The organism is Janibacter sp. YB324, from assembly GCF_014217915.1.
In the GTDB taxonomy this organism is placed as follows: Bacteria; Actinomycetota; Actinomycetes; order Actinomycetales; family Dermatophilaceae; genus Janibacter; species Janibacter indicus.
The window spans coordinates 2,380,372-2,396,892 of sequence record NZ_CP060120.1 but is presented as its reverse complement, the minus strand read 5'-3'; the positions used below and the strand labels follow the sequence as shown (position 1 = coordinate 2,396,892).

The 16,521-nt window shown below is 73.1% G+C and carries 13 protein-coding genes; 3 read left to right on the top strand and 10 right to left on the bottom strand.

Features of this window, described 5'->3' with window-relative positions; translation table 11 throughout:
• Position 1 precedes the first annotated feature (1 nt).
• Genes H7A72_RS11700 through H7A72_RS11685 form a run of 4 tightly spaced genes read right to left on the bottom strand, consistent with a single transcriptional unit; the run spans position 2 to position 3,902 of the window.
• Complete coding sequence (locus H7A72_RS11700) at positions 2 to 637, bottom strand: YigZ family protein (RefSeq protein WP_084450308.1); 636 nt, start codon at positions 635 to 637, stop codon at positions 2 to 4.
• Positions 638 to 642: 5 nt separating this feature from the next.
• A complete protein-coding gene (locus tag H7A72_RS11695; protein ID WP_084450309.1) occupies positions 643 to 1,260 on the bottom strand; it encodes a uridine kinase in 618 nt (205 codons plus the stop codon).
• A gap of 49 nt (positions 1,261 to 1,309) precedes the next feature.
• Complete coding sequence (locus H7A72_RS11690; RefSeq protein WP_185220628.1) at positions 1,310 to 3,076, bottom strand: phospho-sugar mutase; 1,767 nt, start codon at positions 3,074 to 3,076, stop codon at positions 1,310 to 1,312.
• A gap of 7 nt (positions 3,077 to 3,083) precedes the next feature.
• Entirely contained in the window at positions 3,084 to 3,902 is an 819-nt protein-coding gene (locus H7A72_RS11685; RefSeq protein WP_185220627.1) for a purine-nucleoside phosphorylase, read from the bottom strand.
• Between the two features lie 25 nt (positions 3,903 to 3,927).
• On the opposite strand from H7A72_RS11685, the gene H7A72_RS11680 reads away from it, so the two are divergent.
• Both H7A72_RS11680 and H7A72_RS11675 read left to right on the top strand, forming a co-directional pair.
• On the top strand, positions 3,928 to 5,343 hold the full coding sequence (locus H7A72_RS11680) for an NAD(P)H-quinone dehydrogenase (protein WP_185220626.1): 1,416 nt from the start codon (positions 3,928 to 3,930) through the stop codon (positions 5,341 to 5,343).
• Between the two features lie 78 nt (positions 5,344 to 5,421).
• The gene (locus H7A72_RS11675; protein WP_185220625.1) at positions 5,422 to 5,784 is read left to right on the top strand and encodes an antitoxin; all 363 of its coding nucleotides are present in this window, start codon (positions 5,422 to 5,424) and stop codon (positions 5,782 to 5,784) included.
• Here the strand turns inward: H7A72_RS11675 and H7A72_RS11670 are convergent.
• The 6 genes from H7A72_RS11670 to H7A72_RS11645 form a co-directional block, all read right to left on the bottom strand.
• Complete coding sequence (locus H7A72_RS11670; RefSeq protein ID WP_185220624.1) at positions 5,761 to 7,773, bottom strand: MFS transporter; 2,013 nt, start codon at positions 7,771 to 7,773, stop codon at positions 5,761 to 5,763. The genes H7A72_RS11675 and H7A72_RS11670 overlap by 24 nt on opposite strands.
• Entirely contained in the window at positions 7,773 to 9,539 is a 1,767-nt protein-coding gene (locus H7A72_RS11665; RefSeq protein ID WP_185220623.1) for a biotin carboxylase N-terminal domain-containing protein, read from the bottom strand. The genes H7A72_RS11670 and H7A72_RS11665 overlap by 1 nt, the downstream gene beginning before the upstream one ends.
• A gap of 103 nt (positions 9,540 to 9,642) precedes the next feature.
• The gene (locus tag H7A72_RS11660; RefSeq protein ID WP_185220622.1) at positions 9,643 to 12,285 is read right to left on the bottom strand and encodes a DUF4153 domain-containing protein; all 2,643 of its coding nucleotides are present in this window, start codon (positions 12,283 to 12,285) and stop codon (positions 9,643 to 9,645) included.
• Positions 12,282 to 12,980, bottom strand: coding sequence for a response regulator transcription factor (locus tag H7A72_RS11655; RefSeq protein WP_185220621.1), 699 nt, complete (start codon positions 12,978 to 12,980; stop codon positions 12,282 to 12,284). Before H7A72_RS11655 ends, H7A72_RS11660 begins: the two co-directional genes overlap by 4 nt.
• A 201-nt stretch (positions 12,981 to 13,181) precedes the next feature.
• On the bottom strand, positions 13,182 to 14,669 hold the full coding sequence (locus H7A72_RS11650; protein ID WP_185220620.1) for a VWA domain-containing protein: 1,488 nt from the start codon (positions 14,667 to 14,669) through the stop codon (positions 13,182 to 13,184).
• Positions 14,656 to 15,564: a MoxR family ATPase gene (locus H7A72_RS11645; RefSeq protein ID WP_185220619.1), complete on the bottom strand. Its 909-nt coding sequence runs from the start codon at positions 15,562 to 15,564 to the stop codon at positions 14,656 to 14,658. The genes H7A72_RS11650 and H7A72_RS11645 overlap by 14 nt, the downstream gene beginning before the upstream one ends.
• Positions 15,565 to 15,750: 186 nt before the next feature.
• Between H7A72_RS11645 and H7A72_RS11640 the strand changes: the two genes are divergently transcribed.
• Complete coding sequence (locus tag H7A72_RS11640) at positions 15,751 to 16,521, top strand: TylF/MycF/NovP-related O-methyltransferase (protein ID WP_223277624.1); 771 nt, start codon at positions 15,751 to 15,753, stop codon at positions 16,519 to 16,521.

Here is a 16,521-nt window from a genome sequence, read left to right as displayed (position 1 = left end):
CTCAGCCTAGGGCGTCGACCCAGCGCGACCCCACCTCGCGCAGCCGCCCGGAGCCGGCGGTCAGCTCGGCCACGAGGGGGCCCAGGGCGGCGACTTCTGTGGCCGGGACCCCGAGCGTCAGGGTGACCTCGGCGGCGTAGTCGGCGTCGACGACGTGCACGCCTCGTGAGCGTAGCTCGTTGTCGACCCGCCCGGCCTCGACGTGCGAGACGGTCAGCGCGTGCTCGACGACGAGCTCACGGCGCAGCACACCGACCTCGTCGAGCCCGGCCCGCACCGCGTCGCCGTAGGCGCGCACGAGCCCACCCGTGCCGAGCAGCACCCCGCCGAACCAGCGGGTGACGACCGCGACGACATCGCTCACCTCGTGCCCGGTGAGGACCTCGAGCATCGGGGCTCCGGCCGTGCCGGAGGGTTCGCCGTCGTCGGAGGAGCGGGTCACCCCCGCGTCGGGACCCAGGACGAAGGCGGAGCAGTGGTGCCGGGCGTCCCAGTGCTGCTTGCGCAGGCGCTCGACGACGGCCCGGGCACTCCCTTCGTCCTCGACTCGCTCGAGGGTGCACCGGAAGCGTGACCGCTTGACCTCGAGCTCGACCTCGCCGTCACGGGCGATGGTGCGGTACGACGTCGGGCCCACGGCACTCAGGCGCCGGCGAGCTCGCGCTCGGCCTGCGTGGGGGTGGCGCAGCGCGCGCCGAGCTCGACGTGCCGGGCGACGACGCGCGGCTCGTCCCGCATGAGGACCAGACCGCGGCGGACGAGGGTGAGCGGCGGCTTGCGGCGCTCCTTGAGGTCGCGGGCCAGCCGCAGTACGAAGGTCTTGAGCCGGTGGTGGCGTATGCACCAGGCGGAGTGGAGCAGCCCGGCCTCGCGCAGGGCGGGGATCGCCTCGGCCGCGAAGATGCCCTCCGCGACGACGAGGTCGTCGGGTCGCGCCGTCACGGTGTGCTCGCCCGTGGCCCGCGAGACGCTGATGTCGTAGATCGGCATCGCCGCCGTCCCGGTCGCCAGGAGGGCGCTCATCGCGGCGACGGCCGCCGGCTCGTCCCAGCTGTCGGGGTGGTCCCAGTCGACCATGCCGAGCTCCTCGCTGCGGGGCAGGTCGGGGGCGTCGAGGTCCTTGTAGAAGTCGTCGAGCCGCACGACCGGCCACCCGTGGTCACGATGCAGGCGGGCGGCGAGACGGGACTTGCCGGAGCCACTCGGCCCGGCGAGGACGACGACACGTCCGGTCGAAGGGGGCTGGGCTGGCGTCGGCACGAGAGCCAACAATACGTGGGTCGAGGTGCGAGGAACGAGCCTCGAGACCCTAGAGCGCCGTGAGCGACTCCATTGCCGCGCGCACCCGACCGAGCCGCTCGGCGGCCCGGTCCCGTGCCGGCCCCAGGTCGTCCTGGTCGGCGACCGGCTCGATCGCCTCGAGGTAGACCTTGAGCTTGGGCTCGGTGCCGGAGGGACGCACGATGATCCGGGAGTCGTCGTCGAGCAGGTAGCGCAGCCCGTCGGTCGGCGGCAGTCCACCGGCGCCGGCCGAGAGGTCCTCGGCGCTCGCGACGGGAGAGCCGGCGACCTCGGCGGGCGGTGTCTCGCGCAGCCGGGCCATGATCCGCCCGATGTCGGCGAGGTCCTCGACCCGGATGGAGAAGGCGTCGGTGGCGTGCACGCCGAGCTGGCGGTGCAGGTCGTCGAGCACGTCGAGCAGGGTCCGGCCCTCGGCCTTGAGGATCGCGGCGAGCTCGGCGATGAGCAGCGCCGCGGAGACGCCGTCCTTGTCACGCACGAGGTCGGGGGCGACGCAGTAGCCGAGCGCCTCCTCGTAGCCGTAGTGCAGGTCGTCGACGCGGGCGATCCACTTGAAGCCGGTGAGGGTCTCCTCGTGCGCCACCCCCGACAGCCGGCACATCGCGGCGAGCAGCCGCGAGCTGACGATGGAGTTGGCCATCCGGCGGCCTTCGGGCACGCCGCGCATGATCAGGTGCGAGGCGAGGAGCGCGCCGAGCTCGTCGCCGCGCAGGAGGCGCCAGCCGCCGTCGACGTCGCCGTCGGGCACGGCGACGGCGCAGCGGTCGGCGTCGGGGTCGTTGGCGATGACGAGGTCCGGGCCGCTCTCGCGGGCCGCGGCCAGGGCCGCGTCGAGGGCGCCGTCCTCCTCGGGGTTGGGGAAGGTCACCGTCGGGAAGTCGGGGTCGGGCTCGGCCTGCGAGCCGACCGTCTCGGGGGCGGCGAAGCCGGCCCGCTCGAAGGCCCGGCGCACCGTCGTGTCGCCGACGCCGTGGAGCGAGGTGTGCAGCACCCGCAGGTCGCGGGGCGTGTCGAGGCCGACGACCCCGGAGACGGCGTCGAGGTAGGCCTCGAGCAGCTCGTCGCCGAGCACCTCCCAGCCCGACTCGGCCCGCGGGACCGATGCGACGCTCGCGACCCGGTCGATCTGGGCGGCGATCTGCGCGTCGCTCGGCGGCACGATCTGGCTGCCGTCGGCGAGGTAGACCTTGTAGCCGTTGTCCTGCGGCGGGTTGTGGCTGGCGGTGACCATGACGCCCGCGTCGGCGCCGAGGTGACGGATGGCGAAGGCCAGCACCGGCGTCGGCAGCGGCTCCGGCAGGAGCACCGCCCGCCCGCCGGCACCGGTGACGACCGCAGCCGTGTCGATGGCAAAGGCGTCGGAGTTGTGCCTCGCGTCGCGCCCGATGACGACGAAGGCGCCGTCCTGAGGTGCGACGGAGTCGCCTCGAAGGGGAGAAGCGCTCGCCTCCTGCAGGTGGGCCACGAGCCCGGCGGCGGCGCGGATGACGACGGCGCGGTTCATCCGGTGGGGGCCGGCGCCGAGGGCGCCGCGCAGGCCGGCGGTGCCGAACTGCAGCAGCCCGGTGAAGCGGTCGGCGAGGTCGGCGGATGCGGCCGGGTCACCCCCCTTCGTGGCTCCTCCGTCGCGCCTCAGGACGGCGCCTTCGGCAGCAGCGACGATGGCGAGGAGCTCCTCGCGGGTCACCGGGTCGGGGTCGTCGGCGGCCCACTCGCGCGCTGCGACGAGCAGGTCGTCGGGGACGTCGGCGGCGTGGCGGGAGGTGTAGCTCATGGGGGCCTCAGATCCGGGCGACGATGCTGGCGAGGAGGGTGCCGCAGCGCTCGGCGGCGGCCTGGCCGGCGGCGACGACCTCGTCGTGCGCCAGGGGAGTCTCGCTGATGCCGGCGGCGGCATTGGTGACGAGCGAGACCCCGAGGACCTCGAGGCCGGCCTCGCGCGCGGCGATCGCCTCGAGCGTCGTCGACATGCCGACGAGGTCGGCGCCGAGGACTCCGGCCATGCGCACCTCCGCGGGGGTCTCGTAGTGCGGCCCGCGGAACTGCGCGTAGACGCCCTCGTCGAGCTCGGGGTCGACCTCGCGGGCGAGCTCGCGCAGGCGGGGGGAGTAGAGGTCGGTGAGGTCGACGAAGTTGGCGCCCTCGATCGGCGAGGTCGCGGTGAGGTTGATGTGGTCGCTGATGAGCACGGGGGTGCCCGGGCCCCACTCGGGCCGCAGCCCGCCGCAGCCGTTGGTCAGCACGATCGCGCGGCACCCGGCCGCGGCGGCGGTGCGCACCGCGTGGACGACGGAGCGCACGCCGCGGCCCTCGTAGAAGTGCGTGCGGGTGCCGAAGACGAGCGCCCGCCGGTCGGTGTCGGCGATCTCGACCGAGCGCAGCTGCCCGGAGTGGCCGGCGACGGCCGCGGCGGTGAAGCCCGGCACCTCGGCCTGCTCGACGGTCGCGACGGTGCGTCCGACCCGGTCTGCGGTCTGGCCCCAGCCGGAGCCGAGGACGAGGGCGACGTCGTGGCTCGCCACGCCAGTGCGGTCGGCGATGACGGCCGCCGCGTCGCGGGCGAGGGCGAAGGGGTCCTGGGTGTCAGCGGTCTGGGTCACAGGCGCAATCTACAAGGGTGGTTGGATGGGAGGCGTGACTCGAACCAGCTCTGTTGTGATCCTCGGCGGCGGCCCCGGTGGCTACGAGGCGGCCCTCGTGGCCGCGCACCTGGGGGCGTCGGTCACCGTCGTCGACCGGGACGGCATCGGCGGGGCCGCGGTGCTCACCGACTGCGTCCCGAGCAAGACCCTCATCGCGACGGCCGACTACCTCGGTGGCATCGAGACGGCCTCCGAGCTCGGCGTGCACCTCGAGGACCACGAGGGTGATGTGGCGACCGAGACGGTCGCCGAGCTCGACGCGATCAACCGCCGCGTGCTCAGCCTCGCGGCGGCGCAGTCCGCCGACATCACCGCCCGGCTGCAGGAGGTCGGGGTGCGGGTCGTGTCCGGCACCGGCCGACTCGCCTCGCCGAGCGAGGTCGTCGTCGAGGGCACCGACGGCGCGATCGAGACGATCAGCGCCGACGTCGTGCTGCTGAGCACGGGGGCCACGCCGCGGGTCCTGCCGAGCGCGCAGCCCGACGGCGAGCGGATCCTCACCTGGCAGCAGATCTACGAGCTGCCCGAGATCCCCGACAAGCTCATCGTCGTCGGCTCCGGCGTCACCGGCGCCGAGCTCGCGCAGGCCTACCTCGGCCTGGGCACCGACGTCACGCTCATCTCCTCGCGCGATCTCGTGCTGCCGGGCGAGGACCAGGACGCTGCTGCCGTCATCGAGGACGTCTTCCGCCGACGGGGCATGACCGTGCTCAACCGCTCGCGCATGGCGTCGGCCGAGCGGCGCGGCGACGGTGTCGTCGTCACCCTCGAGGACGGCCGCGAGGTCGAGGGCAGCCACGTGCTCATCGCCGTGGGTGCCGTGCCCAACACCCGCGACATCGGTCTCGAGGAGGTCGGCGTCGAGCTCAGCGAGTCCGGCCACATCGTCACCGACCGCGTCTCGCGGACCTCGGTCCGCGGCGTCTACGCCGCCGGCGACTGCACCGGCGTCTTCGCGCTCGCGTCGGTCGCGGCGATGCAGGGCCGCACGGCCATGGCGCACGCTCTCGGCGACGCGGTGACCCCCCTTCGGCTCTCGGCGGTGTCGGCCAATGTCTTCACCGACCCCGAGATCGCCACGGTCGGCATGAGCGCCGCCGACGCCGCGGACAACTCCGACGTGGAGGCCGTGATGATGCCGCTCTCGCGCAACCCGCGGGCGAAGATGCTCGGCATCGAGGAGGGCTTCGTCAAGCTTTTCGCCTACCGGGGGACCGGCACGCTGCTCGGCGGTGTCGTCGTCGCGCCGCGGGCGTCCGAGCTGATCTTCCCGGTGGCCCTGGCCGTGGCCAACCGGTTGTCCGTCGACCAGGTCGCCTCGACCTTCACCGTCTACCCCTCGCTCACCGGCACCATTGCCGAGGCGGCCCGTCGGCTCCACCCCCTCCATGGGGAGTGAGTGCTGCGCCGCACCGATGGAGCCCCGCCGCTAGGGTCGAAGGGGGCCGACCCGCGGCCCGCGACGAAGGAGCCGAGGATGAGCAACACCCCGCAGCAGTTCAACGGCGGCGAGTACGTCGACAAGGCACGCGACGCGGCGCGCGAGCACCCGGACCAGGCACGCGGTGCGATCGACAAGGTCCAGGAGGCCGTCGACAAGCGCACCGGTGGTAAGTTCACCTCGATCATCGACAAGGCCGGCGACTTCGTCGAGGACAAGCTCGGCCTGCCCGAGGACAAGAAGGCGGAGCCGGCGGGCAAGGAGTCCCCGGCGCCGAAGGGGGACAAGGCCGAGCCCACGGGCGAGAGCACCGAGCCCACGGGGCAGGACAAGACGATGCCGGGCACGACGCCCCAGGGTGACGGGCAGCAGCCGTCAGGCGGTGTCCTGCCCGACTGACCGGCGTCGGTCCTCCGGACGGGTGACGGCCGCCGCCTGCAGTTGCAGGTCGGTGCGCACCGCGGAGCCGCCGACCGCGACGGTGCGGCTGACGATGGCGCTCGTGGCCCGGTCGAGGGCCGTGACGACGTAGACGCCCTCCTTGGGCACCGGCAGGTCGTAGGCACCGTCGGCTCCGGTGCGCATCCAGTCGACCGACCCGCCGGCGCGGCGGGTGATGACGACCGAGATGTCGGGTGCGGGCTGCCCGTCGACGCCGGTCACCGTGCCCGAGATGCTCATCCGGTCGTGCAGCACCAGGGGCGGCACCCGCCGCCCCTGACCGAGGTCGACGTAGGCGCTCACCGGTGCCCAGCCGGGCGCGGTGACGACGAAGAGGTGCTTGATCGGGCCGCCCGTCGCCACCGAGTAGTCGCCCGCGGAGTCGGTGTGCGACCAGTCGACGTGCGAGCCTTGGCCGCCGAGCACCGTGACGACGGCGCCGGCGACCGGCTGCCCGGTCGCGTCGGTGATCCGGCCGTGCACGACGTGGTCGGCCTTGTGCTCCTCGATGTCGGGGCGGGCCGGGGCCTCGGCGGAGCGCTGCCGCAGGAAGGGCAGGATCAGCCCGAGGCTGATGAGCGAGGCTGCCGTCGCCAGGCCGAAGACCGTGGCCATCCCCGTGTAGGTCGGGAACCCGCTGGCCGTGATCGTCGCCGCGAGCACGGCCGTCGTCACGGCGCTCGCCGTGGACGTGCCGACGGAGCGCAGCAGCGTGTTGAGACCGTTGGCCGCCGCGGTCTCGGTGACGGGCACCGAACGCATGATGAGGGTCGGCAGCGCCGAGTAGGCCAGCGCGGTGCCGACGGTCACGGTGATCGTGCCGAGGACGACGAGACCGATCGAGTGGCTGAAGGGGATGCGCGCGAGGTAGGAGACCGCCATGATCGCGGCGCCCGCACCGATCGCCAGCTCCGGGCCGAAGCGGCGGGTGACCCACCCCGAGACGGGCGCGAGCAGGCCGAAGGCCATGGCGGACGGGGCCATCCACAGGCCGGCGTGGAGGGCGTCGAGCCCGAGCCCGTAGCCGGTCTCCTCCGGGGTCTGCAGCAGCTGGGTCGACACGAGCATGTTGACGAACATCGCGAAGCCCATGAAGACCGAGATCGTGTTCGCCGCGACGACGACCGGCTGCGACGCGGTGCGGATGTCGACGAGGGGGTTGGGCACGCGCAGCTCGATCGGGACGAAGACGCCGAGCAGCGCCAGGCCCGCGGCGAAGCAGCCGAGGGTGCGCACGTCGAGCCAGCCCCAGTCGCTCCCCTTGGAGACGGCGAGGAGGAGCAGCACGAGCGCCAGGCTGAGCAGGACCGCGCCCCGCATGTCGAAGGCGCCGGAGGTGCGCACACTCGACTCCGAGACCGCGAGCAGGACGAGCGCGATCATCAGCAGCGCGAGGACGCCGGGCAGCCAGAGGACGACGTGCCAGTCGAAGGCCTCGGCGAGGTAGCCGCCGAGTGGTAGCCCCACTCCGGCGCCGATGGCCAGGGTCGCGCTCATCAGGGCGACGGCGAGCGGCACCTGCTCGGGGTCGAGCTCGTCGCGCATCGTCGCGATGCCGACCGGCACGAGCGCCATGCCCATGCCCTGCAGCGCCCGGGCGAGGATGAGGAAGGGCAGCGACGGGGCGAAGGCACCGACGAGGGCGCCGAGCGCGACGATGCCGAGGGTCACGAGGATCATCCGCCGCTTGCCGTACATGTCGGCCATGCGGGAGATGACGGGCGTCGCGACGGCTCCGGCGACGAGCGTGGCCGTGACCATCCACGAGGCATTGCCGGCGGTCGTGCCGATGAGGTCGGGCAGCTCCGGGACGAGTGGCAGCACCATCGTCTGCTGCAGCGAGACGACGGTGCCGCACAGGGCGAGGACGGCGATGACGACGCCGCCCCCGGCACGCCGGGAGGGCGTGCCGGGGGCGGCGTCGGTGCTGTTGGTGGAGGCGGTCATCAGTCCTTGATCTCGGCCAGGACCGCGCCGTTGCTCACGGTGGCCCCGACCTCGGCCTGCAAGCCGGTGATCGTGCCGGACTTGTGGGCGTTGATCGGCTGCTCCATCTTCATCGCCTCGAGGACGACGACGAGGTCACCCTCGGCGACCTCCTGGCCCTCCTCGACGGCGAGCTTGACGATCGTGCCCTGCATGGGCGCGGTGAGGCTGTCGCCGGAGGCCGCGGCACCGCCGCCACCTCCGCCGGAGCGCTTCGGCGCCTTCTTCTTGGCAGCGCCACCGCCGCCACCGAGGGAGAGGCCACCGGGCAGGACGACCTCGAGGCGCTTGCCGCCGACCTCGACGGTGATCTTCTGCCGCTCGCCGTCGTCCTCGGCCGCCTCGCCGACCTCGCCGCCGTAGGGGGCGATCTGGTTGTCGAACTCGGTCTCGATCCAGCGGGTGTAGACGGAGAAGGGCGCGTCACCCTCGGGCGCGAAGGCCGGGTCGCGGACGATCGCCTGGTGGAAGGGCACGACCGTCGGCATGCCGTCGACGACGAGCTCGTCGAGGGCCCGGCGGGAGCGCTCGAGCGCCTGCTGGCGGGTGGAGCCGGTGACGATGAGCTTGGCGATCATCGAGTCGAAGGCACCGGCGACGGTGTCGCCCTCCTCGATGCCAGCGTCCCAGCGGACACCGGGGCCGTGGGGGACGCGCATCTTGGTCACGGTGCCGGGAGCCGGCATGAAGTTGCGACCGGCGTCCTCGCCGTTGATGCGGAACTCGAAGGAGTGACCGCGGGCGATCGGGTCGTCGTAGCCGAGCTCCTCGCCGTCGGCGATGCGCAGCATCTCGCGGACGAGGTCGATGCCGGTGACCTCCTCGGTCACGGGGTGCTCTACCTGCAGGCGGGTGTTGACCTCGAGGAAGGAGATCGTGCCGTCCTGGGCGACGAGGTACTCGCAGGTACCGGCGCCGACGTAACCGGCCTCCTTGAGGATCGCCTTGGAGGCGCGGACGAGCTCGGTGTGCTGCTCGTCGGTGAGGAAGGGCGCGGGCGCCTCCTCGACGAGCTTCTGGTTGCGGCGCTGCAGCGAGCAGTCACGCGTCGAGACGACGACGACGTTGCCGTGCTGGTCGGCGAGGCACTGGGTCTCGACGTGGCGCGGCTTGTCGAGGAACTTCTCGACGAGGCACTCGCCGCGGCCGAAGGCCGTGACGGCCTCGCGGACGGCCGACTCGTAGAGCTCGGGGATCTCCTCCATCGTGTAGGCGACCTTGAGCCCGCGGCCGCCGCCGCCGTAGACGGCCTTGATGGCGATCGGCAGGCCGAACTCCTCGGCGAGGGCGACGACCTCGTCGGCGTCCTTGACCGGGTCGTTGGTGCCGGGGGCGAGCGGCGCGTTGGCCTTGACGGCGATGTGCTTGGCCTTGGCCTTGTCACCCAGCGCGTCGATGGCCTGGGGGCTCGGGCCGATCCAGATCAGCCCGGCGTCGAGGACGGCCTGGGCGAAGTCGGCATTTTCCGCGAGGAAGCCGTAGCCCGGGTGGACCGCGTCGGCGCCGGCGTCCTTGGCGACCTGCAGGAGCTTGTCCTGGAGCAGGTAGCTGTCGGCCGGCGTCTGCCCGCCGAGGGCGTATGCCTCGTCGGCGACCTTGACGTGCAGGGCGTCGCGGTCGGGCTCGGCGTAGACGGCGACGGAGCCGATGCCTGCGTCGGCGCAGGCGCGGGCGATGCGGACGGCGATCTCGCCGCGGTTCGCGATGAGGACTTTGCTGATGGCCATGGGTCGCAGACTACTGCGTGCCTGCCACCCCCGGCGGGTCGCCCGCATCGTGGCGCCGCACACCCCCTTCGCCCACCCCCGGCACGGGCGAAGGGGGCGCCCGTCACCTCGACCAGCCGCGGGAGTCGGTGCACTGGGTCGGGTCGTCGTAGCGCTGCAGGATCTCGTCGGCGCGGGAGCGGGCGAGGTTCCATCCGGCGAGGGTGGCCTCGTCGCCCGCGCCGTACACCTGGTGCATCGACAGCGCGCACTGCTTGATGTGCGTGGGCAGGGCGCTCGACTCGATGGTCGGCACGGCGTCGGCCGGCAGGCTGCTGAGGTACCAGGTGTCGATCTTGCCCGTCGCCTGCCAGCGCTCGATGTTGCGGTCGGCGACCCAGGCGCTCGTGTTGCCGACGGTGCCGACGATGGTCAGGGCGGCCGCCGTGACGAGGACCGTGCGCCCGAGCCAGCGCCGGGTGGGGGTGAAGAGGGAGACGAGCACCGCGAGCACGACGAGCCCGAGCCAGATCTCGAAGAGGTCGGCGTTGATCCGCAGCGTCGTGTAGCCGAAGGCGTCCTGGTAGAGGGCCATCCGTCGCAGCGCGGAGGCGACGACGAGCAGGGTGAGGACGCACAGGGTCGCGTTCATGGCGCGCATGACCCGGCGGTCGCGCTCGGTGCTCGTGCGACCGAGGGCGCGGACCCCCGCGACGAGCAGGAGGACGAGCGCGGTGGCGACGGTGAGCTGGCCGAAGCCCTGGCGGGCCGACTCGGCGTAGGTGACGCCGGCGGTGCGCATGACGTAGTCGTGCCCGCCGACGACGGCCGCGGCCTGGGCGACGACGAAGGCGACGAAGAGCGCGATGACGACCCCGAGCGGGACCTGCCACTCGCGCTCCGGGATGCGCGGCGCCAGCCGGGCGCCGTCGACCGTGGGCGGGTTGATCGCGAGGTAGAGACCGGCGAGCGTGACGCCGGCGAAGAAGACCAGGACGAAGACCCGGAAGACCGCCATGTCGCTGATGTCGGGCACGAGGGCCGAGGCCCAGGAGCCGAGGACGGCGTCGGCCGAGGCGAGCAGCCCGCCGAAGACGAGGAGCAGGGCGACGCTCACGACGGCCGTGCGCAGGATCGACCAGGCGCTGCCGCGGCGGGCGAGGACGCGGATCGTCCGGTCGAGCAGTGGCAGCCCGCGCAGCGCCGAGAGCGGCCACGCGATGACCGAGGCGGCGATCCCGCCGACCGTGCGCGCATCGGTGCACGCGGTCGCGGCGAGCACCCCGGCGACGGCGGCGGCGAAGAAGCTCACCGCCGGGTCGTCACGCAGGACCGTCGTCAGGCCGAGGGGCAGGGCCAGGGCCGCGGTGACCCACGACCACGGGTGGGCCCGGCGGGGCGAGGCGAGCCACAGCGCCGCGCCGCCGGCGGTGAGCACGACGAGCAGCCCGAGCCCGATCGCGTTGCCCGGCAGCAGGATCGCGGCGAGCAGGCCGACGGCGAGCGCGGTGAGCAGCAGCCGCGGCTGCCCCTCGGTGACGTGCTCGGGCCACCAGCGAGACAGCGAGATCCCCGCTCCCTGGACTTCCTCGCTCCCTGAGGACGTCGCGAAGCGACCGTCTCGAAGGGAGGGGGCGGATTCTGCGGTCATGACGGACTCCTGGGTCGTGAGAGGTGCAGGCGCCCTTCGAGACGCTTGCAGAGCAAGCTCCTCAGGGGCCGAGAAGGGCGGCGGGGTGAGCGGGAGGTCGAGCTGGAGCCGGGCCCCGGACCCTTCGAGAGGTTCGCCCGCTGCGCGGACTCGCTCCTCAGGGACCGGGGTGGGCAGCGCACGGATCGTGCCGCCGTGCATCGAGGCGACCCACGCGGCGATGGCCAGGCCGAGGCCGGTGCCACCCCCTTCGTCCCCGCCGGGACCGAAGCGGTCGAAGAGCCGCTCGGCCCGCTCGGGGGACAGGCCGGGGCCCTCGTCGGCGACGGTGAGGGTCCACGCGTCGTCGGTGGTGCGGGCGGTCATCGTCACGGTGCCGCCGCCGGGGCTGTGCCGGATCGCGTTGTCGAGCAGGTTGGCGGTGACCTGCGCGAGGCGGGCGCGGTCGCCGGTGATGGTGAGGTCGCTGGGCTCGACGTCGACGACGAGGGTGAGGTCGCGACCCTGGAGCGATGCTTCGGCGACGGCGTCGTCGAGCAGCTCGCCCACGCGGATCCGACTGGGGGAGAGCGGGATCCGGCGACTGTCGGGGCGTGAGAGCTCGAGCAGGTCCGTGACCAGGGAGCCGAGGCGCTCAGACTGCGCGAGGGCGGCCCGCAGGGTCGTCTCGTCCGGGGTGGTGACGCCGTCGGCGAGGTTCTCGAGCAGGGCCTGCTGGGCCGACAGGGGCGTGCGCAGCTCGTGGGCGACGGTCGCGACGAGGCGACGGCGGTGTTCCTCACCCTGCTCGAGCTCGGTGGCCATGCTCGCGAAGGCCCGCGCCAGGGCGCCCACCTCGTCCTGCCCGGTCGTCGTGATGCGGGCGCGGTAGTCCCCCTTCGCCATGCGCTCGGCGGCGGTGGTCATCTCGAGCAGGGGGGTGGTCATGCCCGTGGCGAGCCATCGGGTCACGACGAGGGCGAGGCCGATGGTCGCCGGCAGCCCGAGCCACAGGGGGACCCCCGCGTCGGTGCCGATGGTGCCGACGACGGCCGCGACGACGATGCTCGCTCCGACGAGCACGGCGAGCCGGGTGCGGATCGAGGAGAGACCGAGGAGAGGGGCGGAGCGGCTCATCGGTCGATCCCGTCGTCGAGGGCGTAGCCGACGCCGTGGACCGTACGGATGCGGTGGCTGCCGACCTTGGCGCGCAGGGTCTTGACGTGGCTGTCGAGGCTGCCGCGACCGAGGCCGTCGTCCCAGCCCCACAGGTCGGCGACGATCCGCTCGCGGCGCAGCACCGCGCCGGGCTCGCGGGCGAGCAGGGCGAGCAGGTCGAACTCCGTCGGCGTGAGGTGGACCGCGTGGCCGTCGACGGTGCAGCGTCGGGTGCGTTCGTCGAGGGTGAGTCCGGCGTGGTGGGTGATCGTCTCGTCGGGGCGCCCGAGCTCGGCGGCGCGCTCGACGCGGCGCAGCAGGGCCCGGACCCGGGCGACGACCTCGCGCATGCGGAAGGGCTTGGTGAGGTAGTCGTCGGCACCGACCCCGAGCCCGACGATGATGTCGCTCTCGTCGTCGCGGGCGGTGAGCATGAGGACCGGCACGGGGCGCTCGGACTGGATCCGGCGGCACACCTCGAGCCCGTCGAAGCCCGGCAGCATGAGGTCGAGGACGACGACGGCCGGGTCGTGCTCGGCGTGGGCGGCGACCGCCCCCGGGCCGTCGTGCGCCCGGACCACCTCGAAGCCCTCCGCCGTGAAGCGGTCGGCCAGGGCCTGGTTGATCGTCGGGTCGTCCTCGACGACGAGCACGCGGGGTGCGGGAGCGGTCATGGGATCAGGCTAGGGAGCCCGACTGGTGGATCCCCGGGAGCAGATCTGGAGATTGTCTGCAGATCCGCGGCGACCGTGGGGAGGACGCAACGAGGGGACGTCACCCGGACGCTGCATTGCCCTACGGCAATGCAACGTCTCGACGTCAAGACTCTGCATTGCCGTAGGGCAATGCAGTGGGCGAAGGGGGAGTGGGTGCCCTCAGCCGACCGGCAGGCGGGAGACGAACTGCCGCAGCTGCTCGATGTTGCGTACCTCGTGCATGTCGACGACCTCGGCGTAGCGGCTGGCCACCGAGTCGCCGGTGTCCCACATGCGCTCCGCCTCCGGGTTGAGCCAGGCGGCGTAGCGGGCCTGGGAGACGAGGATGCGCAGGCGGTCGATGCGCGGGTCGGTGCCGTTGGTGCGGGCGTCACCGAGGATCAGCACCGTCGAGCGCGGTCCGATGGCGTCGAGGTGGTGCTCGACGGCGTCCTCGAAGGCCGCGCCGTAGTCGCTCGACCCGTGCCATCGGGTCATCTGCGCCTCGCGGGCCACCCGCTCGCTGATGTCCTCGCCGACCTGCGCCTCGCGCACGAGGTCGGTGATGTCGTCGCACGTGTTGACGAAGCCGATGAAGCGCACCCGGCGGAAGACCCCGGCGAGCGACTGCAGGAGCAGCATCGTGAAGCGGGAGAAGCCGGCGACCGACCCGGACATGTCGCACAGCAGGACGATGTCGGCCCGGCTGCGGGTGCGCCGTTTGTAGGCCGGACGCACCGGTACGCCACCGGTCGACATCGCAGCGCGCAGGGTGCGACGGATGTCGATGGTGCCGCGTGACTGCCGCCGCTGGCGCGCGGCGAGCTTGGCCGCGAGCTTGCGTGACAGGGGAGCGATGACCGCGTGCAGCTCGGCCGCCTCGGTCTTGCCGGTGAGCAGGAAGTCCTTGCGCTCCAAGGGGTCTCGCACGCCGTAGCGGGAGATGCGGTCGCGCCCGCGGACCTCGGCATTGCGTCGCGCCGACTCGGTCTCGACCTTGCGTCGGAAGGCTCCGACCCGGCGGCGGATCTCGTCGCGGTCGTAGCGGTCGCTCAGCTGCTCCGGCCGCCACGCGCTGCCCGCGCCGCCGCCACCGCTGCCGGTGGCGCCGCCGCTCCCTTCGCCCGATCCGCCGGAACCCTCGCCGGACCCGCCGGTGACGTCGCCGGCATCGCGGGCTCGCTGGAGGGCGGCCGCGATCGCGGTCTGCGGGGCGAGCCGCTCGATCGCCTGGCTGGCCGACCAGCCCCCGGTCGACGACTCGTTGGCCAGACGGCCGAGCTCGCTCACTGCGCGGGCCGCGAGGCGGTCGAGCTCCTGCTGGTCACCGCGCGCGAGGGCCTCGACGAGCTCCTCGCGGATCGCCGCCGCGCGCTCGCGGGCTCCCGCGGTGTCCGTCGGCGCGAGGTCCGGCGCTTCGCCTGTGCGGTGCCCCACCGCCGGCGGGAAGTGGATGTCGAAGAGCTGGTCGAAGACCGCCCGGTCCGCCGACCGCCGCATCATCGTCGCGGCGAGACCGGTGCGCAGGCGCTCGCGGTCGTCGAGGCCGAGCGCCCTTGCGGCAGAAGCGGCGTCGGCCACCTCGGAGGTCCCGACCGTCACGCCGTGCCGGCGCAGCGCCCGGGACAGGTCGACGAGGCGCTCGCCGAGCGGGTCAGGCGAGGGCACGGTCCAGGTCCAGGGTCTGCACGGCGAGCTCGATGTCCTCGCGGTGCTTGAGGACGACGCCGAGGGTCGCGCGGACGATCTCGGGCGCCAGCTCGCCGCCGGCGCCCAGGCTGACGAGGGTGCGCGCCCAGTCGATGGTCTCGGCGACGGAGGGCGACTTGCGCAGCCGCATCTCGCGCAGCGCGCCGACGAGCCGCACCACGGAGGCCGCGAGGGTCTCGTCGAGGTCGGGCACGGTGAGGCGCACGATGCGCAGCTCGAGGTCGGCCTCGGGGTAGTCGATGTGGAGGTAGAGGCAGCGGCGGCGCAGGGCCTCGGACAGCTCGCGGGTCGCGTTGGAGGTCAGGACGACGAAGGGGGTCTGGCTCGCCCTGATCGTCCCGAGCTCGGGCACGGTCACCTGGAAGTCGGAGAGCACCTCGAGGAGCAGTCCCTCGATCTCGACGTCGGCCTTGTCGAGCTCGTCGATGAGCAGCACCGTCGGGTGCGCGTTGCGGATCGCGGTGAGCAGCGGCCGGGAGAGGAGGAACTCGTCGGTGAAGATGTCCTCCTTGACCGAGGACCAGTCCGCCTCGTCGGCGCCCGCGGCGTCGTGGTGCGCGCCGGCCGCGGTAATGCGCAGCAGCTGCTTGGCGTGGTTCCACTCGTAGAGCGCCCGCGCCTCGTCGACGCCCTCGTAGCACTGCAGACGCACGAGCTCGCCGTCGGTCGCGGCCGACACGGCCGCGGACAGCGCGGTCTTGCCGACACCCGCCGGCCCCTCGATGAGCAGCGGCTTGCCGAGCTGGTCGGCGAGGTAGACCGTCGTCGCGATCTCGTCGGAGGCGAGGTAGCCGTGCGCCGCGAGGCGCTCGGTGACGTCGTCGACGGAGGCGAACCGGGGGGTGTGCGTCATGCCGTCAGTCTGCCGGACCCGGTCGGGCCGCCCCGCGCCGGATAGCGTGGCACTCACCACGGCGGAGAGAGCGGGCACGGGCGAGTGACCAACCTACGGCGTGCCGGGACGGGTGGGCAGGGGGAGCGCTCCCCAGTGGGTACGGTGGCGACATCCCTCGCACCCTCGGCAGGACGGAGCCGCACCGTGACCGACGACCAGGTCCGACGACTCAAGAGCCGGATGCTGGCCCAGCGCGCGGAGCTGGACCTGCTGCGCGACTTCACCCGGCACCCCTTCGCCGACATCACCGTGCCGCAGCGGGTCGAGGAGGTCATCGCCGCAGTCCGCGAGGAGCACCTGACCTATCTGGGTGAGGACGACCTGCGGCTCCTGGCCGAGCTCGTCGTCGAGGCGGACCGGGCCGGCCGTGAGGGCATGGTCGTCGAGTGCGGGACCGCGCTCGGTGGCTCCGCGATCGTCATGGCCGCGGCCCGGGCGAGCGGACGCCCGATGCGCGTCTTCGACGTCTTCGGGATGATCCCGCCGCCCACGCAGGAGGACGGTCGCGACGTCCACGACCGCTACGAGGCGATCCGGCGTGGGGAGTCCTCGGGTCTCGGCGGGCAGACCTACTACGGCTACCGCGAGGACCTCCTCGGCGAGGTCACCGCGTCCTGCGCGCGGCACGGGGTGCCGGTGGGGGAGAGCGGGGTCGAGCTCGTGCGTGGCCTCTTCGAGGACACCGTGCACATCGACGGCCCGGTCGCGCTGGCTCATCTCGATGGTGACTGGTACGCCTCGACCCGGGTCTGCCTGGAGCGTGTCGCCCCGCAGGTCGTGCCGGGTGGCCGGATCGTCCTCGACGACTACTACCACTGGTCCGGTGCCCGCACGGCCACCGACGAGTACTTCGCCGACCGGCCCGGGTGGCGCATCGAGCACCGGGCCAAGGTCCACGTGGTCCGGGAGACCTGA

Coding starts and splice junctions, on each gene's coding strand:
- H7A72_RS11690 (WP_185220628.1), bottom strand. CDS start 3,076: ATGAGCTACACCTCCCGCCACGCCGCCGACGTCCCCGACGACCTGCTC.
- H7A72_RS11680 (WP_185220626.1), top strand. CDS start 3,928: ATGGGAGGCGTGACTCGAACCAGCTCTGTTGTGATCCTCGGCGGCGGC.
- H7A72_RS11675 (WP_185220625.1), top strand. CDS start 5,422: ATGAGCAACACCCCGCAGCAGTTCAACGGCGGCGAGTACGTCGACAAG.
- H7A72_RS11670 (WP_185220624.1), bottom strand. CDS start 7,773: ATGACCGCCTCCACCAACAGCACCGACGCCGCCCCCGGCACGCCCTCC.
- H7A72_RS11665 (WP_185220623.1), bottom strand. CDS start 9,539: ATGGCCATCAGCAAAGTCCTCATCGCGAACCGCGGCGAGATCGCCGTC.
- H7A72_RS11660 (WP_185220622.1), bottom strand. CDS start 12,285: ATGAGCCGCTCCGCCCCTCTCCTCGGTCTCTCCTCGATCCGCACCCGG.
- H7A72_RS11655 (WP_185220621.1), bottom strand. CDS start 12,980: ATGACCGCTCCCGCACCCCGCGTGCTCGTCGTCGAGGACGACCCGACG.
- H7A72_RS11645 (WP_185220619.1), bottom strand. CDS start 15,564: ATGACGCACACCCCCCGGTTCGCCTCCGTCGACGACGTCACCGAGCGC.